Here is a 26,062-nt window from a genome sequence, read left to right as displayed (position 1 = left end):
GGAGTGTAGCTTAGCCTGGTAGAGCGCTACGTTCGGGACGTAGAGGCCGGAGGTTCGAATCCTCTCACTCCGACCAGATTCAAAACCCTGAATTCAAGTATTTGAATTCAGGGTTTTTGCATTGGGGACTTTAAAGAATCAAGCCGGTTATTTGGAAATGACCGACTCCCCTTTTCAAATCGGCGGAAACTGTTTATTATTACGCGCTCTGCTTCAGGGCGGAGTGATGTGCCGGTATAGCTCAGTTGGTAGAGCAGCGCATTCGTAATGCGAAGGTCGGGGGTTCGACTCCTCTTACCGGCACCACAATCCCGCTTTAGAACAGCAATCAGCCCGCTATGCGGGCTTTTTTGCGTTTCCGGCGCGCCTCTTGCCGGTTTTCCCCCTTCCCGCCTATTTGATTCCCCTTGGCTCGCTTTGCGAATCCGGAGCCGGACGCCGTCGCGACGGCTGGTGATTGCCGACAGATTATGATATAAGCATTTTTGTGGCCGGGCACGATGGACAGAAGTCCGCCCGCATTGCGGGCGGCTTGAGAATGCGCCTGGGCTGAAATATATTGTGAACGTCTGTTATGACGAATGGACATGACGGTCTAGGCTGTCATCTAATGGAAAGCTACAGCAATTGTAGAGAGCGAACATGCTATCCAATTCCGTTGCTACTTTCAGCCTGTATTCGGATTTATACGCCCGGTTTCGTCCGGCGTATCCGGAGGCCTTGTATCAGTGGCTATTGCCGCAGTGCGCCGAATATGGGCGAGCCTGGGATTGCGCCACCGGCAACGGTCAGACCGCGGTGAGGTTGGGGGACAGTTTCGCGCGCGTGGACGCCACGGACATCAGCTCCGCGCAGCTGGGTCAGGCCGAGGCGCATAATCAGGTGTATTACCGCGAGTGTCCGGCCGAGGTCACGCCGTTCGACGACGCCGCCTTCGATCTGATCACGGTGTCGCAGGCTTTGCATTGGTTTCATTTCCCGTCGTTCTGGCCGGAGGTGGGACGGGTGCTCAAGCCGGGCGGCGTGTTCGCCGCCTGGGGTTATCATCTATGCAGGGTGTCTCCCGAAGTGGATCGCGCCGCGGCGATTTTGACGTCCATCATCGAACCGTTCTGGTCCAGCCGCTGCCAGATACTGTGGGACGGCTACAGCACGGCGGGCTGCCCGCTGCCTGTGCTGGAAACGCCGGATCTGGCGATTGATTGCGATTGGACGCTGGAGCAATACTTGGGCTTTCTCAACACGCTGTCCGCCAGCAAGCTGTGCAAACAGACCCTGGGCGAGCATGTGCTGGACGATGCCTCTAGCCGCATCGCCCGCGCCTGGGGCGATGGCGATCAGGTGTGCCGGGTCAGCATGCCGCTGAGCCTGCTGGTGGCGCGGCGCCCGGCGTAACGGGTTCTAAAACCGATTCTGCGCCATCTGCCGGCGCAAGCAATCCAGCACCGCCCGCCGCGCGTAGCCGGCGGCGGGCCGGCTTTCAGCGCCGCTTGTCGTATTCCGCTTGCAGATCGGACAGCAGGATGTTGAGCGCGTCGGACGAACGCAGCAGTTCGATCAGCGACACCGCCAGCGAGCAGATCATGCACAGCAGGCTGATGCCGAAAGTCAGCTCCCCCCAAGCCTGCCAGCCGGTATAAACCTGGAACATCGCCACCGTGCATAGAAACAGGCTGGCGATGCCCAGGCATTGCATCCATTTGATCAAGGTGATGCGGGTGCGCAGATTGCCGATCTGGCGCAGGATCTTGGGGTCCTGGCTATCGCGGTACTCCTCGTACAGATTGCGAATGATGCCGGCCAGGCCGAGAAAACGGTTGGTATAGGCCAGCAACAGCAGGGAAATGGCGGGAAACAGCAGGGCGGGCGTGGTCAGGGTCAGCGCGGAGTGCATCAGGCGTTCTCATCAATCAGGACATCAATGCCGTTGTCGGTGGCGTCGAATAGTTCGATTACGTCCGGGTTCTTCATGCGGACGCAGCCGAGGGAGGTGGGGGTGCCCCAGGGCACGTGGTCCCCGGCACCGTGGATGTAAATGGCTCGATTATAACTGTCTACTTCGCCGCCTTGGTTCTTTCCGGGCTCTTCGCCGCACAGCCACAGAATGCGGGTGAGGATCCAGTCCTTGTTCGGGTACTGGATGTGCAGTTCCGGCGTGTACTTCCAGGGCGTCACTTTGCGGCGGAAAATAATGGTGTTGGCTTCCACGCCGGCGCCGATGCGTTCGCAGACCCGGTGCCAGCCGCGCGGGGTCTGGTAGCTGCCGCTGATTTCTCCCACGCCCTTGCGCGCGGTGGACACCTGATATTCGCGTTGCAACAGCCCCCAGCCGTCGTAGCGGCGCAGGGTCTGGCTGCGCACGCCGACCAGAATCCAGGGCGCGCCGTAATGGCGCGGATTGGGGGAGGTGTCCAGCAAGGGCGCGGCGGCCTGCTGCTGAACCGTGAAAGCCGCCGCCGCCAATGGGTCCATCGCTAGCGCGGCGTCGTCTTCCGCGTCGCCGGCGAAGGCGGACGCGCTCAAGGACAGGGCGAGCATCAGTCGCAGCATGGCATCAGCCTTTCCGACGGGTTTGGAAAAACGCCGTCAACGGTTGCGCGCAGGCGTCCGCCTGTTGCTGGCCGAACACCGCGGCATGGTGATTGAGGCGGCTGTCGGCGAAAATGTCCAGCACGCTGCCGGCGGCCCCGGTCTTGGCGTCGGGCGCGCCGTAAATCACGCGGGCGATGCGGGCGTGCATGATGGCGCCGCTGCACATCAGACAGGGTTCCAGCGTCACGTACAGATCGCAGCCGTCCAGGCGGTAATTGCCCAGCAGGCCGGCGGCGTCGCGCAGGGCCATGATCTCGGCGTGGGCGCTGGGGTCGCGTCGGCCTATAGGTTGATTGTAGCCGCGTCCTATCACTTCGCCTTGCCGGACGACGACGGCGCCCACCGGAATCTCTCCCTCCGAACCGGCCTGGGCGGCCAGCTCCAGAGCCAGCGCCAGATGACGGGCGATCTCGGCCTCGGGCGGCGGGGCGGCCACGGGCGGATGCGCGGCCAATTGCCGCAGCAAGGCGTCTTTGGCTTCGTCGCCGAGTTGGTTCCAATGAATGCCGCGGCAGGCGGCCTCCAGCGCGAACAACAGCTTTCGGGTAGCGGTGCGTCCGCGGCTTTTCAATTGCAAGAAAGCCAGGACCGGGCCGCGTTGCCTCAGGGCGTCGGCGTCTACAATGCCGATTTCGGCGAGCCAGGCGATGGCCGCGGGCGGCAAGGGGGGCGAGGCCAGCTGAGCGCGGCTCGCAATGGTTTCAGCGGGTGGGACGGGTTTGTCTTGCATGATGTCGATTTTAGCGTAAAGAAATCCCCTGCACGGCCGATAGAATGTCATAACCATAGGTTTTTTCTTATATGCCCGTGATAAAGCCCTATTCCGCCTCCTATGCGCTGTCCCAATCCAAGCCGCCGGCCGGTCGCGCCGCGCCAGCGGCTTCAGCTGCGTCCGCCGAGTCCGCAACGGCCCAGACCGCCGCTCCAACGGCTTCCTTGCAGGCTGGTCCGGCGCAACAAGCGCGTCAGCAGTTGCAATCCTCCTTGCAGCAAAGCTTGGGCAAGTTCATGCAGCAATTGAAGGTGACCTTGCGGCCCTTGCCCAAGCGTTCGCCCGAAGTGGATGGCATGCAGAAGGAGATGCTGAAAAAGAAGGTGGATATGTTGCTGCAGATGGCGCAGATGGCGGGCCGGGACAAGGCCAGCCTGAAAGCGCTGGCGGCGGAGCTGGCGCGCGCGGTCAAGGAGCTCAAGCAGCTGGTGGCCAGCATGACGCAGAACGCCGCCGATTCGATGATGCCGATCAGCGTAGGCGGCGACGCGGCGGCGGCGGCAAGCGCGGCGGCTTCGAGCGAGGCCGCGCCGGAGTCGACCAGCGGCGGCGGAGACGTTTCCGGCGCCGCCGCCCAGGCGCAGATTGAAGCCAAGGCGCAAACCGCCGAGGACGAAACGCGGCAGACAAAGGATGGGGAAGGCGATGTGTCGGCCGCCGGCGCGCGTGGCGACGCGGCCGCGGCCAATGGCGACAAAAGCGCGGGAGCGGCCGCGCGCGACGACGGCGCAACGCCGCGCGCCGGCGGGGGCAATCCGGTGGCGGGCGACCGGGTGATCCAGGACATCATGATGAAGTTGAAGCAGCTGCAAAACTGGCTCAAGCAGCAGACGCGTCAACTGCAGGCCGATCAAGAGCTCAGGAAAATGATGAAGGAGATGGACAAGGACATGGCCGGCATCGAGAAGATGTTGGCGACCGGGGAAGTGTCGGAGAACGGGGAGATGGACGTCCAGGTCCACCTTGAGGCGGAAGCCGGCGGGGGCGTGAACGTCCAGGCTTGATCAGCGGCGCAGCCAGCGGCGTCCCAGCTGCCACAGCGCCCAAAGCCGCGCGCCGGTGCCCAGCCAGGATTGCAACCTTCCGCCCGGCGGCAGCAGGCTGCCGAGCACGGCCAGAATCTTGCCGAGCCCGCGGTGCCGGCCCCAGGCTTTCAGGCCTTCTCCAGCGGCGCCGAGAGGATGGCGGCGCAGGGTGTCCAGCTCCAGGCGCAGCTTGACCCTGAGCGCTTCGCCCTTCATCACCAGCAATTGTTTCTTGATGGCGCGGTCTCTCGGGTTCACGGCGCGTCTCCGCCGCCCAAGGCCGCCCAGTCCTTGCGCACTTCTTCCAATGTGGTGGCGAAGGCCGGTCCTTGCTCGCGCAGCCGTCGACGCAGACGGAAGGCCAGCCATGCGCCCGCGCCGCAGAACAGCAGCGCGCAGGCGGCAAGCGCCCAGGCGCGCAGAGTCGGCGGAGTCAGCGTCCAGACCAGCAGCAGGCCCGCCATCAGGCCCACGGCGATCAGGATCAGCGCCAGCATGCCGGTGAACAGGCTGCCGATGATGTCGTCTTTCAGTTCCTGAGCTTCAAGCGACAGCAGTTCCGCCCGGGTCAGCAGCAAGGAAGCCACCCCGCCGGCGAAGGAGCGCAGGCTGCCGGGGCGGGGCGGAGATTGGCGTTGCGGCATGCCTTAGCGGCGGGAAACCAGCATGCCCAGCAGGAAGGCGACGCCGGCGGCGATGCCGATGGATTTCCACGGGTTTTCATGCACGTATTGATCGGTCGCTTTGGCGGCGACCTTGGCCTTGCCGACCACCACTTGCTCGGCGTCCAGCAGCTTGGCCTTGGCGAGCTTCAGCTTTTCGTTGACGCGCTGGCGGATTTCCTTGCTTTTCTGGCTGCCGTCGTCCAGCGAGGCGTCGATCAGCTCTTCGGTGCTGACCAGAACCTGGCGCACGTCATCCAGTAATTGTTCTTTTTCCTTGGCGATTGCAGCGGCATTGGACATAAAGATCTCCTGGTGAAAATGAATGGGAATTCCGCGAAGGCACGACTCTCGCGGTGCAGCAATCAAGCTGGCTACCATGAACCTATCAGGCTGGGCCAATGACGTCAAACACTGGATTTGACCGCTTTCGCCTGCGTCAAATCCGGCCGTAGGCGACGTTTTCCCACTGCGGAAGCCGTGGCGCGCGGAAACGGCTGGCCGCGTACAAGCCCACGCCGCCCATGGCCAGGCTGAACAGGGCCGAGATCCAGGGGCTCCAGGGCGTGGCGGCGATCAGCAGCAGCGGCGCGGCGCTGGCCCACAGCGAATAAGCGATGTTGTAGGTGACGGCGATGCCGGAGACGCGGATGTCGGCGGGAAACAGACTGATCATCGCCGAGGGCACCACGCCGACGATGCCGCTGCACAGACCGGCGACGGCGTAGGCGAGGCCGGGCCAGCGCCAGCCGCCGATCAGGCTGGCGTAGAGCAGGCCCACGCCCACGGGCAACAACAGGCTGTAGAGGATCAGGCTGCGCAACGGGCCGACGCGGTCGGTGACGCGGCCGGCGATCACGCAGCCTATGTTGAGGAAGACGATGCCGAGGCTGCCCAGGGCGAAGGCGTCCTTGGCCGGCCAGGCGAAGTGCTGCTGCAGCAAGGTGGGGGTGACCACCACCGGAATCACCACGGCCGAAGTCAGCACGCAGGTCAGCAGCGCCGCCGGCAGCAGGGTGCTCCGGTGCGCGCGCAGCACTTCCAGCAGCGGGTAGGCGCGCTCCTGCCGCTGAGAGCGCAGGGACAGGAATACCGGCGTTTCATTCAGCCAGCGGCGCAGCCAGACGCCGAACAGGCCGAGCGGGCCGCCGAGCAGGAACGGAATCCGCCAGGCGTAGTCCTGCATTTGCTGAGGGCTGAAGACTTCTGCCAGCAGGGTGGCGGTCAGCGCGCCCAGCAGATAGCCCATGGTCAGGCCGGCTTGCAACAGGCCCAGCGCGTAGCCGCGATGGCGCGCCGGCGCGTGTTCGGCGACAAAGGTCCAGGCGCTGGGCACCTCGCCGCCCACCGCCGCGCCTTGCAGCAGCCGCAGGCACAGCAGCAGCAGCGGCGCCAGATAGCCGATCTGGGCGTAAGTGGGCAGCAGGCCGATCAGCAGACAGGGGCCGGCCATCATCAGCATGCTGAGGCTGAACATGCGCTTGCGGCCCAGGCGGTCGGCGAAGTGGGCCATCAGGATGCCGCCCAGCGGGCGCGCCAGGTAGCCGGTGGCGAAGATGCCGAAGGTTTGCAGCAGGCGCAGCCATTCCGGCATCTGCGGCGGGAAGAACAATTGGCTGAGCGTGGCGGCGAAGAAGGCGAAGACGATGAAGTCGTAGATTTCGAGCGCGCCGCCCAGCGCGGCCAGTCCCAGGGTGCGGTAGTCGGAGCGTGAAAGTGCGGCGGCGGGCGTGGCGATGGCGTTCATGACGGTTTGGGTGACGGTGGCGCGAAGGAGGGGCTGGAGTCGGATTCAATGCGCGCCGGCAAGGGCTGGACGCAGGGCTGGAATCTGCTTAAGGCAATGCGAATATGGCGGTATGGCAAACATGCCGCCAGTTTAGCGCGTGTCGGGAAATGTTGCGATAGTCAATTGCATTTTAACGGCATAAATTGCGCCGGGCGCGGACAAGAAAAAACCCCGGCGTTTGCCGGGGTTGAGAGGAGGGCGCTTATTCCCACTCGATGGTGGCCGGCGGCTTGCCGGACACGTCGTACACCACGCGGTTGATGCCCTTGACCTCGTTGATGATGCGGTTGGACGCGCGGCCCAGCAGGCTGTACGGCAGCTCCGCCCAGTGAGCGGTCATGAAGTCGCTGGTGACCACGGCGCGCAGCGCGACGACGTAGTCGTAAGTGCGGCCGTCGCCCATCACGCCCACCGATTTCACCGGCAGGAACACGGCGAAGGCCTGGCTGGTCAGTTCGTACCAGTTCTTGCCGCTCTTCTCGTCCACGGTGTTGCGCAGTTCTTCGATGAAGATGGCGTCGGCCTGGCGCAGCAGATCAGCGTACTCTTTCTTCACTTCGCCCAGGATGCGCACGCCCAGGCCCGGGCCCGGGAAGGGGTGGCGGTAGACCATGTCGTGCGGCAGGCCGAGCGCGACGCCCAATTGGCGCACTTCGTCCTTGAACAGTTCGCGCAGCGGCTCCAGCAGCTTGAGGTTCATGTCTTCCGGCAGGCCGCCCACATTGTGGTGGCTCTTGATGGTGTGGGCCTTCTTGGTCTTGGCGCCGGCGGATTCGATCACGTCCGGGTAGATGGTGCCCTGGGCCAGCCATTTGGCGTTGCTGAGCTTGCCGGATTCGCGGTCGAACACCTCGATGAATTCCGCGCCGATGATCTTGCGCTTCTTCTCCGGGTCGCTCTCGCCGGCGAGCTTGCTCATGAAGTCGGCTTCCGCCTGCACGTGAACCACTTTCACGCCCAGGTTCTGCGCGAACATTTCCATCACCATCTTGCCTTCGTTCAGGCGCAGCAGGCCGTGATCGACGAAGACGCAGGTCAGTTGCGGGCCGATGGCGCGGTGGATCAGCGCGGCGGCCACCGAGGAGTCCACGCCGCCGGACAGGCCGAGGATGACTTCTTCGTCGCCCACTTGCTCGCGGATCTTCTTCACCGCTTCGTCGATGTAGTTGGGCATGGTCCAGCTGGGTTTGCAGCCGGCCACGTGCAGCACGAAGCGATGGATCATTTCCGTGCCGCGCTTGGTGTGGGTCACTTCCGGATGGAACTGCACGCCGTAGAGGCCGCGGCTCTCGTCGGCCATGGCTGCGATCGGGCAGGACGGGGTTTCGGCGATGACGTTGAAGCCCGGCGGCAGGCCGGTGACCTTGTCGCCATGGCTCATCCAGACGTCGAGGAAGCCGTTGCCGGCGTCGTCCACCTGGTCTTGCAGGCCTTCCAGCAGTTTGGAGTGATGGCGGGCCTTGATCTGGGCGTAGCCGAACTCGCGCTTGTCGCCGGCTTCCACTTTGCCGCCGAAGGTCTGGGCCATGAACTGCATGCCGTAGCAGATGCCCAGCACCGGAACGCCGAGTTCGAACAGCGCCGGATCGGCCTGGTAGTCGGATTCGTACACCGAGTTGGGGCCGCCGGAGAGGATGATGGCTTTGGGCGCGAAGGCGCGGATTTCTTCCAGCGGCATGTCAAACGAATGAAGCTCACAGTAAACGTGAGCTTCGCGTACGCGGCGGGCAATCAGTTGGGTGACCTGAGAGCCGAAATCGAGAATGAGGACTTTGTCCATGCCTATCCTTCAGGAAATGTTGTGGGCCGTGCGGCCGTGATGATTGAGATAGTGTCGCAGGCGGCTGGGCGCGCGGCGGCGCGGGCCTGCTTTCATTGTTCGCCGTCCCGAGACGGCAGCCGGAATCTGCGGCTGCGCTCCGGCACGTGTTCGCTGCGGGCCAGCAGCATCAGCAGGCCGGCGAGGATCATGCCGAAGGACAGCAGATGGCTGGGGCGCAGGCCTACCGCGTCGTAGAGGTAGATGGCGCCGCCGGCGTAGATCAGCAGCGGGCTGGTGACTAGGGTGGATTTGTTGAAGCCGTCCACGACGAAGAGCAAAACGCCCGCGGCGGCCAGCAACAGAGAGAGCAAGGTGGCGGTGTTGGGCAGCAGCGAGGTGCTTTTCAGGAACCAGACCGATCCCAGGCAAATGAGCACGATGGGCAGGGCCGCGCTGCGGTTCATCAGGCGGCTCCACGCTGGTTTTTCATGAAGCGCTGTTTTTCGCGCTGCCATTCGCGGTCTTTTTCGGTGTCGCGCTTGTCGTGCAGCTTCTTGCCCTTGGCCAGCCCCACTTCGACCTTGATGTTGCCGCGGGTGTAGTGCAGGTCCAGCGCCATCATGGTGTAGCCGGCGCGTTCCACCTTGCCGATGAAGCGGTTGATCTGCTCTTGCGACAGCAGCAGTTTGCGCGGGCGCACCGGGTCGGCCTTGACGTGGGTGGAAGCGGATTGCAGCGGCGTGATGTGGCAGCCGATCAGCCAGAAGGCGCCGTTTTTCCAGTCCACGTAGCTTTCCTTCAACTGGACGCGGCCGGCGCGGATGGCCTTGACTTCCCAACCTTCCAGCACGAGCCCGGCTTCGAGCTTTTCCTCGATGAAGTAGTCGTGGAAGGCCTTGCGGTTCTGGATGATGCTCATGTCGGCTATCGGAGTAATCTGTGGAATGAATCCTCCATTGTACCAGAAGCCGGCGGCTTGCCAAAGCCATGAAAATACAGCGCTTTGACGGGAGGCAGGGTGGGGCGCGCCGGATTTTGTTAAACTTGAGGTTTTTACCGATGCTGACGATTCCCGTGGCAAAGACGGGACAGCGGTGACGATAAGCGAGCAATGGATGCAGGTGGTTGAAAAAAGCGTGTTGGTGGCGCATACGCCGGCGCAGATGTTTGCGCTGGTGGACGATATCGAGCATTACAGCCGGTTCCTGCCCTGGTGCGGCAAGGCCGAGGTGTTGTCGCGCGAGGGCGATCAGGTGGTGGCCAGCCTGCACATCGATTACCTGAAGGTGAAGCAGCACTTCACCACCCGCAACACCAATCAGGCGGACGAGGCCATCCTGATGGAACTGGTGGACGGGCCGTTCGAGCATTTGGAAGGGCGCTGGCACTTCAAGCCCTTGGGCGAGATTGGCTGCAAAGTGGAGTTCCGTCTCAGCTACCAGTTTTCCAGCAAGGTTTTGGAGATGATCATCGGGCCGGTGTTCGGCCATATTTCCGGCACCCTGGTGGACGCCTTCATCAAGGAAGCCGACAAGGTGTACGGCGATGACTGAGCTGATGCAGGTGGAAGTGGTGTTGGCCTTGCCCGAGCGTCAGGAGCTGGTGGTCTTGCAGGTGGCGGCGGGAACGACCGCGCGCCAGGCGGCGGAGTTGTCGGGTTTGCTGGCGCGCTTCCCGCAACTGGAGACGGAGAGCCTGAAGCTGGGCGTCTTCGGCAAGGCGGTCAAGGACGACGCGCCGTTGCGCGAGCACGATAGGGTGGAGATTTACCGGCCCTTGATCGCGGACCCCAAGACGGTGAGGCGACAACGCGCCGAGGCGGGGAAGCAGATGAAAAAAGGCGGCGGGCACTAGCCGCCGCCGAGAGGATGTCTAAGAACCTGTTTACGATCTGCTGCGCGTCGGCGATACGGCGTTGGAAATCACTTCGAAATGCTCATGTACCGTGTGTACACTCCGCTTTCTCAGCGGTTTTCGCCTTGTCTCACCTTAGCTCGCGAGATCGTAAACACGTTCTAAACGCGGTTTATAGCTGCGGCGCCATCAGCGACGGCGGCTGCTCCTCCGCCGAGTGCACGCGGTTCTTGCCGTTGAGCTTGGCTTGGTACATGGCTTGGTCGGCGCGCTCCAGCACGTCGGCCTCTTGCTCGCCCAAATGCCATTTGGCCACGCCGGCGCTGAAGGTGATCAGCAGGCGGTCGTTGTTGGCCAGGAAGAAGGTTTTGGTCAGTTCGCGCTGCAGCCGCTGCACGGTGGCGACGGCCTCGTCTTCCGGCGTGTCCGGCATCAGGATCACGAACTCCTCGCCGCCGAAGCGGGCGACGATGTCGGCCGGACGCAGGCTGTGCTTGATGGTGTCCACCAGGTATTTCAGCGCGTCGTCGCCGGCCAGGTGGCCGTATTTATCGTTCAGCTGCTTGAAGTTGTCCACGTCGAGCAGGGCGACGGACAGCGGCGCGCCGGTGCGCTCGGCGCGACTGATTTCGCGCTGGAAATGTTCGGCCAGGCCGCGGCGGTTGAAGGCACCGGTCAACTGGTCTTCGCGCACCTTGGCGCTGGCGGCCTCCAGCGCGCCTTCCAGTTCGGCGATTCTTTGTTCGGCGGCTTCCACCTGTTCCTTGGCGGACAGCAGTTCGTCGCGGGAGCGGGTCAGGTCCAGTTGCATCAGCGAGGTGTCTTCCATCAGGGAGCCGATGATGCTGCCCAGTTCCTCTACGTTCTGCGACTGTTTGATGCGGGTGCTGTGGTCCTTGATCTTGTTCTGGAAGTCGTCGGTGCTGTCCGTCATCATCGCCAGACGCGAGATGAAACGGTCCAGCAAGGAGCGCAGCGAGCTGGCCGCCTCGTCCAGCGAGGTTTTCAATTGGCCTTGCTTGCGGATCACGTCCTTGAGGCTGGACTCCATCTGATAGACCTGCTGCATGGACAGCGGCTCGTGGCTGAGGATGTCCTGCAGCGAGTGCACCTGGCCCACCAGATAGGTGTCCGAGTGATTGAGCTCGGCGATGTTTTCCAGCAGCAGGCGCAGCAGATTGGTCATCGCCGACACCAGGCGGTCGTCCTGCTGCGATTGCAGTTCCAGCTTGATCATGAACGCCCGCAGCTTGGGCATGTAGGCGTTGAGCGCGGCGTCGTCGGCCACTTGATTCAGTTCGCCCAGCAGCGCTTCCAGCGCGTCCACCAATTCCGGATAGTTGATCAGCCGCGGTTCCAGGCCGTGCTTGAGCGCGAAGCTCAGCGTGCGCTGCCAGGCAAGCCAGCTGTCGCTGGGGACGTCGGCGTCGTCGTCGGGGCTGCTTGCGGGAGCGGAGGCATCGGGGAGGGCGGCGCCGTTGCCGTTGGACGACGGCGCGGACTGGGTCCAGTTCTGGATCAGCGTGGCCAGCTTCTGGTTCAATTCGTCGGGCTGGTTGCCGTAATTGATCAGCACCCGTTCCAGCGTGGATTGCTTGTGGTGCTGAGGCATATTGGGCAGGCGCAGGTCCCAATTGCGGATCAGGTTCTGGATCAGCGTGCCCCAGCTGTGCTGCTGTTGGCTGGCGCTGAGCGAGGCGCGCAGAAAGTCTATGATCAGTTGCGGGGCTTGTTCCCAGCGGTTTTCGTCGCAGACTTGTTTCAGGCGGGTGAGCGTGACTTTGGCCTGCACGCTTTCTTGAGGCAGCGTTTCCAATGCGCGCAGCAACAGCACCGCAAGCTTGTTGTCGCGGTCGACCGGCGTTTGCGTCAGCTCGTGATAAACCCGCTCAAAGTTTTCCGGTGTCGGCAACAGCTTGCGCACCGTCAGCTGTTTGAGCGTTTCTCGTGCGACTTCGATGGGGTTTTGTGTTGTCATTGCCCAAACCTTGGACTTTTTTAGACCGGACGTCATTCTTGTTGTCTGTTCAGCTCTACAGTGCGGTCCGGGCGGATATTTAGCGAGGCGTTGGCTTCACCGGATCCAGCAATTGGAAAAATACTTCACCATTCCGAATCATGCCAAGTTCATTGCGGGCTCTCTCCTCAATGGCGTCCGTCCCCTGTTTCAAATCACGCACTTCCGCGTCCAGCGCGGCGTTGCGGGCCACCAGCTTTTGGGTGGTCGCCCGCTGTTCCTGTAGTTGCTTGTCCAGCTGCCAGACTCTGAGCCAGCTACCTTTGCCAAACCACAACGGCCATTGCAGGGCCAGTATTACTGTCACCAGAGTCAGGGTCAGCCAGCGCATACGATTACTTCAGGTGGTAAAAGGCAGCTTTGCCCGGATAGTAGGCAGCGTCGCCCAGCTCTTCTTCGATGCGCAGCAACTGATTGTATTTAGCCATGCGGTCGGAGCGGGACAGCGAGCCTGTCTTGATCTGCATGCAGTTGGTGGCAACGGCCAGATCCGCGATGGTGCTGTCTTCGGTTTCGCCGGAGCGATGACTCATAACGCTGGTATAGCGGGAACGCTTGGCGAGATCAACCGCTTTCAGCGTTTCCGACAGCGTGCCGATCTGATTGACCTTGACCAGCAGCGAGTTGGCGAGGCCGCCTTCGATGCCCTTGGCCAGGATCTTGGGGTTGGTGACGAACAGATCGTCGCCGACGATCTGCACGCGGGCGCCCAGGCGTTCGGTCAGCAGTTTCCAGCCGTCCCAGTCGTGCTCGCTCATGCCGTCCTCGATGGAGAGGATGGGGTAGTGGTTGACCAGGGTTTCCAGATAGTCGGTGAACTGTTCGGAAGTGAGCTGCAGGCCTTCGGCGGTCAGATGGTATTTGCCGTCCTTGTAGAACTCGGAGGAGGCGCAGTCCAGCGCCAGCATCACGTCCTGGCCGGCCACGTAGCCGGCGGCGTCGATGGCTTCCAGAATCAGCTTGATCGCGTCTTCGTGGCTGTTCAGATTGGGCGCGAAGCCGCCTTCGTCGCCCACGGTGGTGGCGTAGCCTTTCTGGTCGCAGATCTTCTTCAGGCTGTGGAAGATTTCCGCGCCGCAGCGCAGCGCTTCGCGGAAGGTTTGCGCGCCCACCGGCATGATCATGAATTCCTGGATGTCCAGGGTGTTGTTGGCGTGCGCGCCGCCGTTGATCACGTTCATCATCGGCACCGGCAGGGCCATCGGGCCGGCGCCGCCCAGGTAGCGGTACAGCGGCAGGCCGGCGTCTTCGGCGGCGGCGCGGGCCACGGCCATGGACACGGCCAAGAGCGCGTTGGCGCCGAGGCGGGATTTGGTTTCGGTGCCGTCCAGCTCGATCAGGGTCTTGTCGATGAAGGCCTGGTCGCTGGCGTCGAGGCCGATGATGGCTTCGCAGATTTCGGTGTTGATGTTTTCCACCGCCTTCAACACGCCCTTGCCCAGATAGCGGCTTTTATCGCCGTCGCGCAGTTCCAGCGCTTCTTTTTCGCCGGTGGAGGCGCCGCTGGGCACCGCGGCGCGGCCCATGACGCCGGACTCCAGCAATACGTCTGCTTCCACGGTCGGATTGCCGCGCGAATCCAGAATCTCACGAGCTACCACATCGATGATCGAACTCATTTACATTTCCTTCAAAGGCTGGTTGTGTTCGGGCGGAGGGCAAGCAACCGGCCGGAGCCGGTTGCGATCTGCACCTGCCGGTTTACAGGGTGTGTTCCGGCCAGGGATTGTGCTTGACCAAGTCGTCCAGCGCCTTGAGCGTGGTCAGCAGTTCCTTCATGCGCGGCAAAGGCCAGGCGTTGGGGCCGTCTGACATTGCGCAGGCCGGGTTCGGATGGGTTTCCATGAAGATGCCGGCGATGCCGGAAGCCACCGCGGCGCGCGCCAGCACCGGCACGAATTCGCGCTGGCCGCCGGAGGAGGTGCCTTGGCCGCCGGGCAGCTGCACCGAGTGGGTGGCGTCGTAGACCACCGGGCACTGGGTGTCGCGCATGATCATCAGCGAACGCATGTCGGACACAAGGTTGTTGTAGCCGAAGGAAACGCCGCGTTCGCAGGCCATGAAGCTGTCCGGCTCGAGGTTGGCTTCCTGCGCGGCGGCGCGGGCCTTGTCGATGACGTTCTTCATGTCGCCCGGGGCCAGGAACTGGCCCTTCTTGATGTTCACCGGCTTGCCGCATTGGGCGACGGCGCGGATGAAGTCGGTCTGGCGGCACAGGAAGGCCGGCGTTTGCAGCACGTCGACCACGCTGGCCACTTGCACGATTTCGTTCTCGCTGTGCACGTCGGTCAGCACCGGCACGCCGATCTGGCGTTTCACTTCCGAGAGGATGCGCAGGCCTTCATCGATGCCGAAGCCGCGGAAGGAGGAACCGGAGGAGCGGTTGGCCTTGTCGTAGCTCGATTTGTAGATGAAGTTGATGCCCAGCTCGGCGGTGATCTCCTTGAGCTGGCCGGCGGTGTCCAGCGCCATCTGTTCGCTCTCGATCACGCAGGGGCCTGCGATCAGGAACAGCGGCTGGTTGAGGCCGACTTCGAATCCGCACAGTTTCATGCCTTGGGTCCTTGCTTGTCCGCTTGGTATTGCAGCGCCGCTTTCACGTAGGAGATGAACAGCGGATGGCCGTCGCGCGGAGTCGAGGTGAATTCCGGGTGGAACTGGCAGGCGAAGAACCAGCGGTGATTGGCCAGCTCTATGGTTTCGACCAGCTTCTCATGACCGGCGGAGCGGCCGCTGATGGCCAGGCCGGCCTGTTCCAGACGCGGAATGTAGTAGTTGTTGACTTCGTAGCGGTGGCGATGACGCTCTACGATCTCGCCGGCGCCGTAGATTTTCGCCGCCAGAGAGCCCGGCTCCAGATCGCACTGCTGGCCGCCCAGGCGCATGGTGCCGCCCAGATTGGAGTTTTCGTCGCGTTTTTCCACCTTGCCGTCGTGGTTGACCCACTCGTCGATCAAGGCCACCACCGGGAAGTTGGTGTCGAGGTCGAATTCGGTGGAGTTGGCGCCGGCCATGCCGGCCACGTCGCGAGCGTATTCGATCAGCGCGATTTGCATGCCCAGGCAGATGCCCATATAGGGGATGTCGTTCTCGCGAGCGAACTTGACCGCCTTGATCTTGCCTTCCACGCCGCGCTTGCCGAAGCCGCCCGGCACCAGGATGGCGTCCATGTCCTTCAGGGAGTCGGCGCCGTCGCGCTCGATCTCCTCGGAGTCCACGTAGATGATGTTGACGTTGGTGCGGGTATGGATGCCGGCGTGCTTCAGCGCTTCGGTCAGCGACTTGTAGGACTCGGTCAGATCGACGTATTTGCCGACCATGGCGATGTTGATGCTGTGGTCCGGGTGCTCGATCGCGTCGATGATGCGGCCCCACACCGACAGATCCGCCTTGGGCAGGTCCAGTTGCAGTTGCTCGGCGATGATGTCGTCGATGCCCTGGTTGTGGAGCATGGCCGGCACTTTGTAGATGGAGTCGGAGTCGTAACAGCCGATGACGGCGTTTTCTTCCACATTGCAGAACAGCGCGATCTTGCGCTTTTCGTCTTCCGGCAGTTCGCGGTCCATCCGGCACAGCAGCACGTCCGGCTGAATGCCGATCTCGCGCAGTTCTTTCACCGAGTGCTGGGTCGGCTTGGTCTTGATCTCGCCGGCGGTGGCGATGTAGGGCACGTAGGACAGGTGCACGTACAGGGTGTTCTTGCGGCCCAGGTTGGAGCGCATCTGGCGGATGGCTTCCAGGAAGGGCAGCGATTCGATGTCGCCCACGGTGCCGCCGATCTCGACGATGGCGACGTCGGCGTCGGCCGCGCCTTCATGCATCTTCAGCTTGATTTCGTCGGTGATGTGCGGGATCACTTGCACGGTGCCGCCCAGGTAGTCGCCGCGGCGCTCCTTGGTGATCACGGACTCGTACACCTGGCCGGTGGTGAAGTTGTTGCTTTTCTTCATCTTCGCGTGGATGAAGCGCTCGTAGTGGCCCAGATCGAGGTCGGTTTCCGCGCCGTCTTCGGTGACGAACACCTCGCCGTGCTGGAACGGGCTCATGGTGCCCGGATCAACGTTGATGTAGGGATCGAGCTTCAGCATGGTGACTTTCAGCCCGCGAGACTCGAGGATGGCGGCGATGGACGCAGCGGCAATGCCCTTACCCAGGGAGGACACCACACCGCCGGTTACGAAGATGTACTTGGTCATGAGATTACGGCTCTATGGGAATCCGGGATTCTACCCTGAAATCGTTGCGATTTGAATCGCTTCGAACCATGTTGTTGCAAGTCGCGCCGCCGTTCCCGAGCGCGGCCGGCCAGACGCGTTTCGCCGCTTGGCAAAGAAGTGCTCGCATCTCTGTGGCGAATACGGTACAATTGCCGCCGACTGTTTCATACACGATCGCGCCCATGCTGCAAAAGGGTGCGTTTTCTGCTTGAGTGTCTGGCTTTGTCTATGATATAAAGCCAGCTTTTACCGGTTTTGGGAGTGTTCAACATGGCGCGTGTTTGCAAAGTCACCGGCAAGCGTCCGATGACCGGGAACAATGTTTCCCACGCCAACAATAAGACTAAACGTCGTTTTCTGCCTAACCTGCAATATCGCAAGTTCTGGGTTGAGAGCGAAAACCGCTGGGTGCGTCTGCGCGTATCCAACGCGGCACTGCGTACCATCGACAAAGTTGGCATCGATGTAGTGCTGGCTGATCTGCGCGCTCGCGGCGAGATCTGATTGCGGTCAACCAGAAAGCTACTGAGGTAATAACACATGCGCGATAAAATCAAGCTTGAGTCCACTGCTGGCACCGGCCACTTCTACACGACTACGAAGAACAAGCGTACGATGCCGGAAAAAATGGAGATCAAAAAATTTGATCCCGTTGCTCGCAAACACGTTCTGTACAAAGAAACCAAGCTGAAATAAGCCGGTTTCCGCGGGAACGCGAAAGCAAAGAGCCCTTCTCTGGTGCACGGAGAAGGGTTTTTTTCTTTATGGTTCGGCACTAAAAAACCCCGCCAAGCATGCTTGGCGGGGTTTTTGCGTTTAATCGGCGCTGAGGCGGCCAAAGGTTTTTTTGGCGAACACCAGATCTTGCCAGGCCTTGAGTTTGTCCGGCTGGTTGCGCAGCAGGTAGGCCGGGTGGTAGCTGACGATCAAGGGAATGTCCTGATAGCTGTGCAGTTTGCCGCGCAATTGGCCGATGCCCTTTTCCGTTTGCAGCAGGGTCTGGGCGGCGAAGCGGCCGAGCGCCAGGATCAGCGTGGGCTGGATATGGCGGATCTGCTGGATCAGATAGCTCTGGCAGGCGGCGATTTCGTCGCCGCTGGGATTGCGGTTGCCGGGCGGACGGCATTTGAGCACGTTGGCGATATACACGTCGCGGTCGCGATCCAGTCCGGTGGCGGTCAGCATATTGTCCAGCAACTGGCCGGCTCGGCCGACGAAAGGCTGGCCCTGCCTGTCCTCCTGCTCACCCGGCGCTTCGCCGATCAATAGCCAGCGCGCCTGTCGGTTGCCGCGACCGAAAACGGTTTGGGTGCGGGTTTGGCACAGCCGGCAGTCGCGGCAGTCGCGCACCGCGCGTTCCAGCGCGTCCCATTCCAGCAGAGGCAGGACTTCGGGCGCGGGGGAGGCGATCGGAGGGGGCTCGGCGGAGAGCGGAGGGAGCTTGGCGGAGGGCGGCGCGGCGACGAGCGTCGTCGGTTCGGGCTGCGCGACAATGTCCGGCCGCGGCGGAGCCGGGGGCTCCACGGGCGCCAAGTCGACGTCGGCCGGCGCTTCCGCTTGGCGGCTCAGCGCCGCCGGGTGTTGTTCGAACCAGCCGGGGCGCGCTTCCCAGGCGGGGCCCAGTCCGATGACGCTTTGAATCAGCGCGGCGCGGCTCATAGGTCGGTCTCCATCAGGATGGCGTCTTCGCGGCCGTCGGCACAGGGGTAGTAGTTCTTGCGCCGGCCGTTTTCAATAAAGCCCTGGCTTGAGTACAGGGCGCGGGCGACGGCGTTGCCGGCCCGCACTTCCAGAAACAGGCGTCGCGCGCCGGCGGCGGCCAGAGCGGCGCTCAGTTCCCGCAGCAGCCGCTTGCCCAAGCCCTGGCCCTGCCATTGCGGATCCATCACGATATTGAGCAGTTCCGCCTCGTCCAGCACGCTCTGGGTGACGGCGAAGCCTTGCAGGCGCCCGGCGGCGAACAGGCCGTGGAATTGGTGGCCGCAGCGCACGGAGTCTTGGTATTGAGCTGCGGACCAGCCGTGAGCGCAGGCGCGGCTCTCCAGCTCGGCGAGTTGAGCGGCGTCGTCGGGCAGGAAGGCGCGATAGACGGAACTCATTTTTGGCGCGCCTGCTGCTGTTCCTGCGCGGTCAGGGCGACTTTATTGCGCACATACAGCAGCTCCGCTTCACGCGGATGGGTTTGCGGATAGCGGCCGCTGCGCGCCAGCGGGAAGTAGGCGAGGGCGTTGGGCTGCAGATCCGCGCGCACAATGGCGTCGCCGGCGCTTTCTTGCAGGACGGGGTAGCGTTCGAAACCGTCGCCGGCGCCGATGACGGCGCGCTCCGGCCATTGGACGGCTTCCGGCGCGCCGACGCTGATCGGGCCGAGGCGTTCCGGTTCGCCGTTGTCGGCGACGCGGTAGCCGGCGCTGTAGACCTGCTGCATTCTGGCGTCGAGACAGACCAGCACGGTGCCGGCGCCGGCTTGCTGCGCGATATTGTCCAGCGTGGGAATGGCCATGACCGGAATGCCGGCGGAGAAGGCCAGGCCCTGGGCCAGACCGCAAGCGATGCGCAAGCCGGTGAAGGAGCCGGGGCCCTGGCCGAAGGCGATGGCGTCGAGTTGCTCCAGACGCAGTTCCGCCTGTTCCAGCAGGCGAGCCAGTTCCGGCAGCGCGCGTTCGGCGTGCTTCTGCTCGACTTTCTCGTGGAAGGAGAAAATGCGCGAACCGTTGTCAACGGCTAGGGATAGAAACGAGGTGGAGCAATCAATGGCAAGCAATTTCATCGGGGAATTCGGTCTCAAGCTTAAGAGCGTGCTGCAAGACTGCGAATTATAAGCCGAGTTCTTCCACCCAGGCGAGCGCGGAGACATGGGCCTGGTTGAACTGCTCGCTGCTGAGGTTCAGTTGGGCGCAGAGTTCCGGCACGCCGGTCAGTTGTCCGTCTTCGCAGGCTTTGACCAGCTTGAGGAAGCGGCTCATCGTGCCTTTCTCATGCAACAGGGCCTCGGTGATGGCTTCGGGCAGCTGCAGATGCTCGATGATGTTGGCCATCGGCATGTCGAACAGCACGTCCAGCAGGCTGAACATGCCGATGATGAACAGATTGTCGCAGGTGTCGTGACGCTCGCCGTGGGCCTTGCCCAGCAGTTCCATGAAGCGGCCGCGGGTGACCGCGGTTTTTTGCAGCGCCGGCGGCGCGTGCCCTTCGTCGGAGGCGGTGACCAGCAGCAGGGTCAGCCAGCGGTAGAGCTTTTGATAGCCCAGCACGGTGACCGCGTGGGAGAAGGAACTGATGCTGGTGTTCAGGCCGGCCGCGGCGGAGTTGACGTAGCGCAGCAGCTTGTAGGACAAGGCCAGGTCGCGTTTGAGCACCTGCTCGACGTCGCGGATGTCGGCGTCCAGGCGCAGCAGGTTCAAGAGCTCCAGGGTGTTGCGGAAGGAGGGGTGGATGACCTTGGCGGACAGGGTTTCCGGCTGGGCGAAGTAAAAGCCCTGGAAGCCGTCCATGCCCAGCTCTTTGCACAGATGGAACTGAGCGTGGGTTTCCACGCGTTCGGCGATGCGGATCACCGGATAGCTGCGCAGCCGCGACGCCAGCATCTGGAAGCGGTTGGTGTCCTGATGCTGGATATCCAGCTTGACGTAGTTGGCCAGCTCCAGAAAGGCCGCCGCCGGCGATTCGAAGCTGAAGTCGTCCAGCGAAATGCCGAAGCCCAGCGAACGCAGGTGCCGCGCGCGCGACAGCAGTTCGTTGGAGGGTACGATGCGGGGCGAGATGTCGAGAATGACGCGGCGCGGCGGCAGCAGTTCAAGGAACTCGCTGCTGAGCATGGCTTCGCCGATATTGATGAAGGCCAGCTTGCTGCCTATCAGCCAGCTGGTGCCCATATTGTTGAGCGTGTTGACCAGCACCTGGGTATCGGCTTGCAGTTCGGTATGCTTGCCGACGCCGGAGGCCTCGCCGCTGGGACGAAAAAGCAGCTCATAGCCAATGAGCTGCTGGTTGCGGTTGAGAACGGCCTGCCTGCCTATGAAGGCGCTCGTCGAGGTCATTGTCCCGGTATGCCTTTGCTCAGGTGGCGATCAGGTCCGCGGATCGGGTGACGGTGTTGCTGGCCTCGCTGGAGGTGAGCAGGTCTTCCATGTCCAGCACCAGCACGACGGAACCGTCGCCGGACAGGGTGGCGCCGGCCACGCCTTTCGGGCGGATGTTCTGCAGCGGCTTGATCACCACGTCGTCGCGGCCGACGAAGGAGTCGATCGCCAGGATGAAGGATTTTTCCGCGGACTGCATCAGCACGCCGAAGTAAGGCTTTTGCGTCGGCTCCCAGCCCAGCAGGCCGGCCAGGGTTTTCAGCGGCAGGATTTCGTCGCGCACCACGATGGTGGGCTTGCCGGAGACTTCCTGGATCGCGCTCGGGTCGATGGTGATGATTTCGCGCACCATCGCCAGCGGCACGGCGAACGGCTGGTTGCAGGCGCGCACCACCAGCACCGGCAGGATGGCGAGGGTCAGAGGCAGCGAGATGCTGATGCGGGTGCCTTCGCCCTGCACCGAGTTGATGTCGATGCGGCCGTTCAGTTTCTGGATATTGGTGCGCACCACGTCCATGCCCACGCCGCGGCCGGACACGCTGGAAATTTGATCCTTGGTGGAGAAGCCGGGCAGGAAGATCAGCTGCAAGCATTGCTTCTCATCCAGCGTGTTGGCGCTTTCCTGGTCGATCAGGCCTTTTTCGATGGCCTTGCGACGCAGCGCGTCGGCGTTCATGCCTTTGCCGTCGTCGGTGATCTCGATCAGGATGTGGTCGCCCACCTGTTCGGCGGTCAGCTGCACCAGCGCCTGCGGCTTCTTGCCGGCGGCGATGCGCTCTTCAGGCTGTTCGATGCCGTGGTCGACGGCGTTGCGCACCAAGTGGACCAGCGGATCGTTCAAGTCCTCGATCATGGTCTTGTCCAGCTCGGTCTCTTCGCCGGACAGCACCAGTTCGACTTCCTTGCCCAGCTGGCGGGCGAGGTCTCGAGCCAAGCGCGGGTATTTCTGGAACAGGCGGCCAATCGGCTGCATGCGGGTTTTCATCACCGCGTTCTGCAGGTCGCCGACCAGCAGGTCCAGCTGGCTGATCGCCTCGTCCAGCGAGCGCAGAGTATTGGTGTCGCGGTTGCCTTGCAGGATTTCCGTGCGTAGCGTGGTCAGACGGTTCTTGGTCAGGCCGATTTCGCCGGACAGGTTGAGCACCATGTCGAGACGCACGGTGTCGATGCGGATGGTGTTTTCCTGAGGGCCGCTGCTGCTGGGCGCGCTGGCGGCCGGTTTGCTCGGAGCCGGCTTGGCCGCCGGTTTGGGAGCAGGCGCAGCGGCAACCGGGGCCGGAGGCGCCGCCGCCGCTTGGGGCGCGGGCGCCGCCGCAGGGGCGGCGGGCGCGCCGCCGGGGGTGACGGCTTGATAGAGCTGATTCCAGTCCGGGCCTTGACCATTGCTTGCGGGCTGCGGCGCGGCCGCAGCTGCGGGCGCTGGTGTTGCAACCGGAGCGGGAGCTGCCGCTGTGGCCGGTTCGGCCGCCGCGGGCTCTTCGGACAGCGCCTCGCCCGCCAGCGCGGCGTCCAAAGCCGCCAGGATGCGCGGGTCGGCTTCGCTGGGCATCAGGCCCTGTCCCATGGTGCCGAACATATCGCGCACGATGCCGGTGGCGTCAAGAATCACGTCCATGATGCCGGCGGTGATGTGCAGCTGGCCGTTGCGGAGTTTGTCGAATAGGTTTTCGGTGCGATGGCATAGATTGATCATCGGGCCGACATTAAGAAAGCCTGCGCCGCCCTTGATGGTGTGGAAGCCTCTGAAAATGTCGTTCAGCAGCGCTTTGTCTTCCGGGCGCTTTTCCAGTTCGACCAGTTTATTGTCTACATCGGAAAGGAGGTCCGTAGACTCCATCAAGAAGTCTTGCAGCAGCTCTTCCATGCCGGCGAATTCGCTCATTTTCCACTCCCGCCACGCCTTGCTCGCGTGCTCTGTTCTGCGTGTTGTTCGTTAGAAGCCCAGGCTTTCCAGCAGGTCGTCGACCTGTTGCTGGCTGCTGACCACGTCGGTGCGGCCTTCCGGATTGATGACCGGGCCATTCAGCAGATTGGTGCCCATGCCCAATTCTTCTTTTTTCGCCTCCGGCGAAAATTCGATCAGGAAGTTGACCAGCTCGCTTTCCAGCAGTTGGACCATGCCCATCATCTTCTTGATGACCTGGCCGGTCAGATCCTGAAAGTCCTGGGCCATGACGATTTCCAGCAACTGGGTGCTGGTCGCCTGGGTCTGGGCCGGCACTTCATTTAAGTAGCCGCGCGTGTCGGCCGCAAGTTGTTGGAACTCTTCCACGCTCAACAGGTTGGCGTACAGCCGTTCCCAGCGCGAGGACAGCTCCAGCGCCTTGCTTTCCAGCTGGTCCTGATACGGCTTGGCCAGATCCGTGGCGTTGAGCACGCGTTCGGCCGAATTCTCCGTCAGGGTGGCGATGTAAGTCAGCCTGTCCTTGGCGTCCGGAATCGCGTCCGCCATTTTTCCCAGGGATTTGTCGTAGCCTAGATCGCGTAGCGCATCATGCATTTTGCGGGTTAACTGACCAATTTGTTCATACATCGAGGTAGGGCTGCCGGCGGCTCCGGCTGGCTGGGACGCTGCGACGGCTTCGGGCGCGGCGGCTTCAGGCGGCGCGGCCTCGCTTTGCTGCGTCGCAATGCTGTCGAACAGAGCTTCAAGATCCGGGTTGTCCCCGCTCTCCAGGATGTGATTGGACACGATAAATCCTCCTCAATACTGACGCAGACCGTTTTTTTTCGGCACTCAGGCTGGTTTATTCAGGTTTTGGAAGATCTTGTTCATTTTTTCTTCCATGGTGGCGGCAGTGAAGGGTTTCACGATGTAACCGCTGGCTCCGGCCATGGCCGCTTCGATGATGTTTTCCCGTTTGGCTTCCGCGGTGATCATCATGAAGGGCAAGTGCTTGAGCTGGGCGTCGGCGCGGACTGCCTTGAGCAGTTCGATGCCGGTCATATTGGGCATGTTCCAGTCGGAAACGATGAAGTCGAAGTGCTGGGTTTTCAGCTTATGCAGCGCAACCATGCCGTCTTCGGCTTCGTCGACGTTGGTGAATCCTAGCTCTTTCAAAAGGTTGCGCACGATTCTCCGCATGGTGGAGAAATCGTCTACGACTAGGAAGCGAATATTCTTGTCTGCCATTGAGGTGTGTCCTGATTTATCTGAAATTCATCGAGCCGCATATTGTAGCGACTACCTCTGCAGGAATGGAATCAAAGTTTCGGCCAGCACGCCGGGGTCGAACTTGGCGACATAGGCGTCCACGCCCACACTGGAGCCCATCGCGCGGTTGGCGTTGGAGGACAGCGAGGAGTGCATCACGACCGGAATGCCGCGGAAACGCTGATCGGACTTGATCAGCTTGGTCAGCACATAGCCGTCCATTTCCGGCATTTCGGCGTCCACGAGGATGATTTTCAGGTGGTCGTGCAGGCACTCGTCCTCGCCGAAATTGCGGCCGGCCAGGGTCTGCAGCCGGTCCCAGGCTTCGCGGCCGTTGGTGGCTTGCTGAAATTTGATGCCCATCTTCTCCAGCACGCCGGTGATTTCCTTGCGGGCGACGACCGAGTCGTCGACGAAGAAGAGGTATTGGTCGTTTTCCAGCTGGGCGGTAGGCACGTCCGGCAGGCGCGGCTCGCCGACCACGCTGGCCAGGATCTGCTCCACGTCCAGGATGGATACCAGCTTGCCGTTTTCCAGTTCGGTGATCGCGGTGATCAGGTTCTGGTTGGTGCCGCTCGCCGCCATCATGTTTTCCGGCGCGCGCACCTTGTCCCAGTCCACGCGGATGATGCGGTCCACAGAGTCGACCAGGAAGGCCTGGGTGCTCTTGTTGAACTCGGTGACGATCATGGTTTCGTAGCTGCGGGTTTGATCGGCGCCGATGAACTTGCCAAGCGAGATGACCGGGATGATATTGCCGCGCAGCGACAGCACGCCTTCCACGCCAAACGGCATGTTCGGGGTTTTGGTGATGGCGGGGGTCTGCGACACCTCGCGCACTTTGAAAACGTTAATGCCGAAGGTTTCCCGCGTTCCAAGCGAAAACAGCAGAATCTCCATTTTGTTGGAACCCGCCAGTTTGGTCCTGGCGTCAACGGTTGCAAGCAAGGAGGCGTCTGTGGCTGCCATATCTGTCCCTCTCCCTTAATGCTTTTGCTTACTTGATCTTTAGTCTTTGGGTTCCAGATTCAGCATCTGGCGCAGTTTCATCGACAGCTTCTGCGGTTCGAATTTGGCGACGTAGGAATCCACGCCGACCGATTCGCCCAGCTTCTGATTCGAGGAACCGGAAAGGGAGGAGTGCATCAACACCGGAATGCCGTTGAAACGCGGATCGCTCTTGATCATCTTGGTCAGCATATAGCCGTCCATTTCCGGCATTTCCACGTCGGTCAGCACCAAGTGCAGCGAATCCGACAGCTTCTTGCCGGCCAGATCGGCCTGATTGGCCATTTTCTGCAATTCTTCCCATCCGCGCATGCCGTTGATGGCGGAGGTGTACTGGATGTTCATCACTTCCAGCGTGCGTTCGATCTGCTTGCGCGCCACGGCGGAGTCGTCGGCGAAGAAGATCCGGCGCGGTTCCTTGACCGGCTCGATGCCGAGGAAGGTGTGGCCGTCGTCGACGATGGTGGTTTCCGCCAGCACTTTTTCCACGTCCATCATCATCACCAGCGTGCCGTTGTCCAGCTCGGTCACGGCCGTCACCAGCCCGGCCATGCGGTTGGTGATCATTTCCGGCGGCACGCGCATCGCGGACCAGTCCAGACGCAGGATGGTGTCCACCGCCTCCACCAGGAAGCCCTGGGTGTGGGCGTTGTACTCGGTGACGATCATGATTTCCGGCTTGTTGCTGGTCACGACGCCGGTGTATTTGGCCAGGTCGATGACCGGCACCAGCGCGCCGCGCAGGCTGACCATGCCTTCCACCGAGGAGGGCATTTCAGGCGCGGAAGTGATTTCCGGCGTGCGCATGACCTCGCGCACCTTGAACACGTTGATCCCGAAGATTTCCTTGCGCCCCGTGCGCTGATCCTGGCCCAACGAGAACAGCAGGATTTCCAGCTTGTTGGTGCCGGCCAGTTTCGTCCTGGCGTCGATTTTTTTGAGAAGCTCTGACACAGAAACCTCCGCTGCATTCTTTTGAAGTGGCGTACTACTACCCTTTATACGCCAGATATCGGTTTTGCCCGGTTTTTTTTGCTGAGCTGCATGCCAGATAACAGCTTGGCTCAGCGATACCCATTCATTATCATACTGTTTAAGTGGTTTTTACAAATAACTCGCAAGCGATTC

At 62.1% G+C, this 26,062-nt stretch carries 30 protein-coding genes and 1 tRNA gene; 7 read left to right on the top strand and 24 right to left on the bottom strand.

What is annotated here, in order from left to right:
• Positions 1 to 230: 230 nt before the first annotated feature.
• A tRNA-Thr gene (locus NK214_RS18790) sits at positions 231 to 306 on the top strand.
• A 336-nt stretch (positions 307 to 642) separates the two neighbouring features.
• Positions 643 to 1,395 (top strand): class I SAM-dependent methyltransferase, encoded by a 753-nt coding sequence (locus tag NK214_RS18785; RefSeq protein WP_227107147.1) that lies wholly within the window; start codon positions 643 to 645, stop codon positions 1,393 to 1,395.
• Positions 1,396 to 1,480: 85 nt separating this feature from the next.
• On the opposite strand, the gene NK214_RS18780 is transcribed toward NK214_RS18785, so the two are convergent.
• From NK214_RS18780 to tadA, 3 genes are read right to left on the bottom strand one after another with little or no spacing between them, the layout of a single operon-like run.
• On the bottom strand, positions 1,481 to 1,894 hold the full coding sequence (locus NK214_RS18780) for a DUF2721 domain-containing protein (protein ID WP_019104308.1): 414 nt from the start codon (positions 1,892 to 1,894) through the stop codon (positions 1,481 to 1,483).
• Positions 1,894 to 2,550, bottom strand: a complete 657-nt coding sequence (locus NK214_RS18775) for a L,D-transpeptidase (protein ID WP_253315204.1) — start codon at positions 2,548 to 2,550, stop codon at positions 1,894 to 1,896. Before NK214_RS18775 ends, NK214_RS18780 begins: the two co-directional genes overlap by 1 nt.
• Positions 2,551 to 2,554: 4 nt before the next feature.
• Positions 2,555 to 3,322: a tRNA adenosine(34) deaminase TadA gene (gene tadA / locus NK214_RS18770; RefSeq protein WP_253315203.1), complete on the bottom strand. Its 768-nt coding sequence runs from the start codon at positions 3,320 to 3,322 to the stop codon at positions 2,555 to 2,557.
• 71 nt (positions 3,323 to 3,393) lie between these two features.
• On the opposite strand from tadA, the gene NK214_RS18765 reads away from it, so the two are divergent.
• Positions 3,394 to 4,368, top strand: a complete 975-nt coding sequence (locus NK214_RS18765; protein WP_253315202.1) for a hypothetical protein — start codon at positions 3,394 to 3,396, stop codon at positions 4,366 to 4,368.
• Here the strand turns inward: NK214_RS18765 and NK214_RS18760 are convergent, their stop codons facing one another.
• From NK214_RS18760 to smpB, 7 genes are all read right to left on the bottom strand, one after another.
• Positions 4,369 to 4,647: a hypothetical protein gene (locus NK214_RS18760; RefSeq protein ID WP_107798318.1), complete on the bottom strand. Its 279-nt coding sequence runs from the start codon at positions 4,645 to 4,647 to the stop codon at positions 4,369 to 4,371.
• Complete coding sequence (locus tag NK214_RS18755; RefSeq protein ID WP_107798319.1) at positions 4,644 to 5,033, bottom strand: phage holin family protein; 390 nt, start codon at positions 5,031 to 5,033, stop codon at positions 4,644 to 4,646. The genes NK214_RS18760 and NK214_RS18755 overlap by 4 nt, the downstream gene beginning before the upstream one ends.
• 3 nt (positions 5,034 to 5,036) lie before the next feature.
• Positions 5,037 to 5,354, bottom strand: a complete 318-nt coding sequence (locus NK214_RS18750) for a YqjD family protein (protein WP_048415023.1) — start codon at positions 5,352 to 5,354, stop codon at positions 5,037 to 5,039.
• A 136-nt stretch (positions 5,355 to 5,490) separates the two neighbouring features.
• Positions 5,491 to 6,798 carry an MFS transporter gene (locus NK214_RS18745; protein WP_253315201.1) on the bottom strand — a complete coding sequence of 436 codons (1,308 nt, stop codon included), beginning with the start codon at positions 6,796 to 6,798 and terminating at the stop codon, positions 5,491 to 5,493.
• Positions 6,799 to 7,042: 244 nt separating this feature from the next.
• Complete coding sequence (gene guaA, locus NK214_RS18740) at positions 7,043 to 8,626, bottom strand: glutamine-hydrolyzing GMP synthase (protein ID WP_107798321.1); 1,584 nt, start codon at positions 8,624 to 8,626, stop codon at positions 7,043 to 7,045.
• A gap of 86 nt (positions 8,627 to 8,712) precedes the next feature.
• On the bottom strand, positions 8,713 to 9,066 hold the full coding sequence (locus tag NK214_RS18735) for a hypothetical protein (RefSeq protein WP_107798322.1): 354 nt from the start codon (positions 9,064 to 9,066) through the stop codon (positions 8,713 to 8,715).
• Entirely contained in the window at positions 9,066 to 9,521 is a 456-nt protein-coding gene (smpB, locus tag NK214_RS18730; protein WP_081546054.1) for an SsrA-binding protein SmpB, read from the bottom strand. The genes NK214_RS18735 and smpB overlap by 1 nt, the downstream gene beginning before the upstream one ends.
• 196 nt (positions 9,522 to 9,717) lie before the next feature.
• Between smpB and NK214_RS18725 the strand changes: the two genes are divergently transcribed.
• Together NK214_RS18725 and NK214_RS18720 are read left to right on the top strand one after the other, a co-directional pair.
• A complete protein-coding gene (locus NK214_RS18725) occupies positions 9,718 to 10,155 on the top strand; it encodes a type II toxin-antitoxin system RatA family toxin (RefSeq protein WP_253315205.1) in 438 nt (145 codons plus the stop codon).
• A 1-nt stretch (position 10,156) separates the two neighbouring features.
• Positions 10,157 to 10,456, top strand: coding sequence for an RnfH family protein (locus tag NK214_RS18720; RefSeq protein WP_235089797.1), 300 nt, complete (start codon positions 10,157 to 10,159; stop codon positions 10,454 to 10,456).
• 172 nt (positions 10,457 to 10,628) lie between these two features.
• On the opposite strand, the gene NK214_RS18715 is transcribed toward NK214_RS18720, so the two are convergent.
• From NK214_RS18715 to NK214_RS18695, 5 genes are all read right to left on the bottom strand, one after another.
• A complete protein-coding gene (locus NK214_RS18715) occupies positions 10,629 to 12,434 on the bottom strand; it encodes a GGDEF domain-containing protein (protein ID WP_107798325.1) in 1,806 nt (601 codons plus the stop codon).
• Between the two features lie 79 nt (positions 12,435 to 12,513).
• Positions 12,514 to 12,804: a cell division protein FtsB gene (gene ftsB / locus NK214_RS18710; protein ID WP_019103546.1), complete on the bottom strand. Its 291-nt coding sequence runs from the start codon at positions 12,802 to 12,804 to the stop codon at positions 12,514 to 12,516.
• Between the two features lie 4 nt (positions 12,805 to 12,808).
• Complete coding sequence (gene eno / locus NK214_RS18705) at positions 12,809 to 14,092, bottom strand: phosphopyruvate hydratase (RefSeq protein WP_107798326.1); 1,284 nt, start codon at positions 14,090 to 14,092, stop codon at positions 12,809 to 12,811.
• Positions 14,093 to 14,174: 82 nt separating this feature from the next.
• Positions 14,175 to 15,026 carry a 3-deoxy-8-phosphooctulonate synthase gene (gene kdsA / locus NK214_RS18700; RefSeq protein WP_107798327.1) on the bottom strand — a complete coding sequence of 284 codons (852 nt, stop codon included), beginning with the start codon at positions 15,024 to 15,026 and terminating at the stop codon, positions 14,175 to 14,177.
• Positions 15,023 to 16,669, bottom strand: a complete 1,647-nt coding sequence (locus NK214_RS18695; RefSeq protein WP_107798328.1) for a CTP synthase — start codon at positions 16,667 to 16,669, stop codon at positions 15,023 to 15,025. Before NK214_RS18695 ends, kdsA begins: the two co-directional genes overlap by 4 nt.
• Positions 16,670 to 16,960: 291 nt before the next feature.
• Between NK214_RS18695 and rpmB the strand changes: the two genes are divergently transcribed.
• Positions 16,961 to 17,194, top strand: coding sequence for a 50S ribosomal protein L28 (gene rpmB, locus NK214_RS18690; protein WP_011137003.1), 234 nt, complete (start codon positions 16,961 to 16,963; stop codon positions 17,192 to 17,194).
• A 36-nt stretch (positions 17,195 to 17,230) separates the two neighbouring features.
• The gene (rpmG, locus tag NK214_RS18685; RefSeq protein WP_017506994.1) at positions 17,231 to 17,386 is read left to right on the top strand and encodes a 50S ribosomal protein L33; all 156 of its coding nucleotides are present in this window, start codon (positions 17,231 to 17,233) and stop codon (positions 17,384 to 17,386) included.
• Between the two features lie 120 nt (positions 17,387 to 17,506).
• On the opposite strand, the gene NK214_RS18680 is transcribed toward rpmG, so the two are convergent.
• Genes NK214_RS18680 through NK214_RS18640 form a run of 9 tightly spaced genes read right to left on the bottom strand, consistent with a single transcriptional unit; the run spans position 17,507 to position 25,888 of the window.
• Positions 17,507 to 18,349, bottom strand: coding sequence for a uracil-DNA glycosylase family protein (locus tag NK214_RS18680; protein ID WP_253315200.1), 843 nt, complete (start codon positions 18,347 to 18,349; stop codon positions 17,507 to 17,509).
• Positions 18,346 to 18,789, bottom strand: coding sequence for a ribosomal protein S18-alanine N-acetyltransferase (gene rimI / locus NK214_RS18675; RefSeq protein ID WP_107798330.1), 444 nt, complete (start codon positions 18,787 to 18,789; stop codon positions 18,346 to 18,348). The genes NK214_RS18680 and rimI overlap by 4 nt, the downstream gene beginning before the upstream one ends.
• The gene (gene tsaB / locus NK214_RS18670; RefSeq protein ID WP_253315199.1) at positions 18,786 to 19,460 is read right to left on the bottom strand and encodes a tRNA (adenosine(37)-N6)-threonylcarbamoyltransferase complex dimerization subunit type 1 TsaB; all 675 of its coding nucleotides are present in this window, start codon (positions 19,458 to 19,460) and stop codon (positions 18,786 to 18,788) included. The genes rimI and tsaB overlap by 4 nt, the downstream gene beginning before the upstream one ends.
• 46 nt (positions 19,461 to 19,506) lie before the next feature.
• Positions 19,507 to 20,730: an EAL and HDOD domain-containing protein gene (locus NK214_RS18665; protein ID WP_048415010.1), complete on the bottom strand. Its 1,224-nt coding sequence runs from the start codon at positions 20,728 to 20,730 to the stop codon at positions 19,507 to 19,509.
• A 19-nt stretch (positions 20,731 to 20,749) separates the two neighbouring features.
• The gene (locus NK214_RS18660) at positions 20,750 to 22,654 is read right to left on the bottom strand and encodes a chemotaxis protein CheA (protein WP_107798332.1); all 1,905 of its coding nucleotides are present in this window, start codon (positions 22,652 to 22,654) and stop codon (positions 20,750 to 20,752) included.
• Positions 22,655 to 22,705: 51 nt separating this feature from the next.
• Positions 22,706 to 23,464: a protein phosphatase CheZ gene (gene cheZ / locus NK214_RS18655; protein ID WP_107798333.1), complete on the bottom strand. Its 759-nt coding sequence runs from the start codon at positions 23,462 to 23,464 to the stop codon at positions 22,706 to 22,708.
• A gap of 45 nt (positions 23,465 to 23,509) precedes the next feature.
• Positions 23,510 to 23,905 (bottom strand): chemotaxis response regulator CheY, encoded by a 396-nt coding sequence (gene cheY, locus NK214_RS18650; RefSeq protein ID WP_048410525.1) that lies wholly within the window; start codon positions 23,903 to 23,905, stop codon positions 23,510 to 23,512.
• Between the two features lie 51 nt (positions 23,906 to 23,956).
• Complete coding sequence (locus NK214_RS18645) at positions 23,957 to 24,895, bottom strand: chemotaxis protein (RefSeq protein ID WP_107798334.1); 939 nt, start codon at positions 24,893 to 24,895, stop codon at positions 23,957 to 23,959.
• 39 nt (positions 24,896 to 24,934) lie between these two features.
• Positions 24,935 to 25,888: a chemotaxis protein gene (locus tag NK214_RS18640; RefSeq protein WP_081546080.1), complete on the bottom strand. Its 954-nt coding sequence runs from the start codon at positions 25,886 to 25,888 to the stop codon at positions 24,935 to 24,937.
• Positions 25,889 to 26,062 lie beyond the last annotated feature (174 nt).

Source organism: Chromobacterium sp. S0633 (assembly GCF_024158805.1).
Classification (GTDB): Bacteria; Pseudomonadota; Gammaproteobacteria; order Burkholderiales; family Chromobacteriaceae; genus Chromobacterium.
Note: the sequence above shows the minus strand (reverse complement) of the source record. Positions and strands in the feature narration are given on the sequence as shown.

Excerpts from the sequence above, each read along its gene's own strand:
- smpB (WP_081546054.1), bottom strand. The coding sequence starts at position 9,521 with ATGAGCATCATCCAGAACCGCAAGGCCTTCCACGACTACTTCATCGAG.
- NK214_RS18680 (WP_253315200.1), bottom strand. The coding sequence starts at position 18,349 with ATGAGCCGCGCCGCGCTGATTCAAAGCGTCATCGGACTGGGCCCCGCC.
- rpmB (WP_011137003.1), top strand. The coding sequence starts at position 16,961 with ATGGCGCGTGTTTGCAAAGTCACCGGCAAGCGTCCGATGACCGGGAAC.
- cheY (WP_048410525.1), bottom strand. The coding sequence starts at position 23,905 with ATGGCAGACAAGAATATTCGCTTCCTAGTCGTAGACGATTTCTCCACC.
- NK214_RS18645 (WP_107798334.1), bottom strand. The coding sequence starts at position 24,895 with ATGGCAGCCACAGACGCCTCCTTGCTTGCAACCGTTGACGCCAGGACC.
- NK214_RS18765 (WP_253315202.1), top strand. The coding sequence starts at position 3,394 with ATGCCCGTGATAAAGCCCTATTCCGCCTCCTATGCGCTGTCCCAATCC.
- NK214_RS18785 (WP_227107147.1), top strand. The coding sequence starts at position 643 with ATGCTATCCAATTCCGTTGCTACTTTCAGCCTGTATTCGGATTTATAC.
- NK214_RS18780 (WP_019104308.1), bottom strand. The coding sequence starts at position 1,894 with ATGCACTCCGCGCTGACCCTGACCACGCCCGCCCTGCTGTTTCCCGCC.
- NK214_RS18745 (WP_253315201.1), bottom strand. The coding sequence starts at position 6,798 with ATGAACGCCATCGCCACGCCCGCCGCCGCACTTTCACGCTCCGACTAC.
- NK214_RS18660 (WP_107798332.1), bottom strand. The coding sequence starts at position 22,654 with ATGAGCGAATTCGCCGGCATGGAAGAGCTGCTGCAAGACTTCTTGATG.
- tsaB (WP_253315199.1), bottom strand. The coding sequence starts at position 19,460 with ATGAAATTGCTTGCCATTGATTGCTCCACCTCGTTTCTATCCCTAGCC.
- tadA (WP_253315203.1), bottom strand. The coding sequence starts at position 3,322 with ATGCAAGACAAACCCGTCCCACCCGCTGAAACCATTGCGAGCCGCGCT.
- NK214_RS18735 (WP_107798322.1), bottom strand. The coding sequence starts at position 9,066 with ATGAACCGCAGCGCGGCCCTGCCCATCGTGCTCATTTGCCTGGGATCG.
- kdsA (WP_107798327.1), bottom strand. The coding sequence starts at position 15,026 with ATGAAACTGTGCGGATTCGAAGTCGGCCTCAACCAGCCGCTGTTCCTG.
- NK214_RS18725 (WP_253315205.1), top strand. The coding sequence starts at position 9,718 with ATGCAGGTGGTTGAAAAAAGCGTGTTGGTGGCGCATACGCCGGCGCAG.
- NK214_RS18715 (WP_107798325.1), bottom strand. The coding sequence starts at position 12,434 with ATGACAACACAAAACCCCATCGAAGTCGCACGAGAAACGCTCAAACAG.
- rpmG (WP_017506994.1), top strand. The coding sequence starts at position 17,231 with ATGCGCGATAAAATCAAGCTTGAGTCCACTGCTGGCACCGGCCACTTC.
- NK214_RS18750 (WP_048415023.1), bottom strand. The coding sequence starts at position 5,354 with ATGTCCAATGCCGCTGCAATCGCCAAGGAAAAAGAACAATTACTGGAT.
- NK214_RS18755 (WP_107798319.1), bottom strand. The coding sequence starts at position 5,033 with ATGCCGCAACGCCAATCTCCGCCCCGCCCCGGCAGCCTGCGCTCCTTC.
- rimI (WP_107798330.1), bottom strand. The coding sequence starts at position 18,789 with ATGAGTTCCGTCTATCGCGCCTTCCTGCCCGACGACGCCGCTCAACTC.
- eno (WP_107798326.1), bottom strand. The coding sequence starts at position 14,092 with ATGAGTTCGATCATCGATGTGGTAGCTCGTGAGATTCTGGATTCGCGC.
- NK214_RS18775 (WP_253315204.1), bottom strand. The coding sequence starts at position 2,550 with ATGCTGCGACTGATGCTCGCCCTGTCCTTGAGCGCGTCCGCCTTCGCC.
- NK214_RS18695 (WP_107798328.1), bottom strand. The coding sequence starts at position 16,669 with ATGACCAAGTACATCTTCGTAACCGGCGGTGTGGTGTCCTCCCTGGGT.
- NK214_RS18665 (WP_048415010.1), bottom strand. The coding sequence starts at position 20,730 with ATGACCTCGACGAGCGCCTTCATAGGCAGGCAGGCCGTTCTCAACCGC.
- ftsB (WP_019103546.1), bottom strand. The coding sequence starts at position 12,804 with ATGCGCTGGCTGACCCTGACTCTGGTGACAGTAATACTGGCCCTGCAA.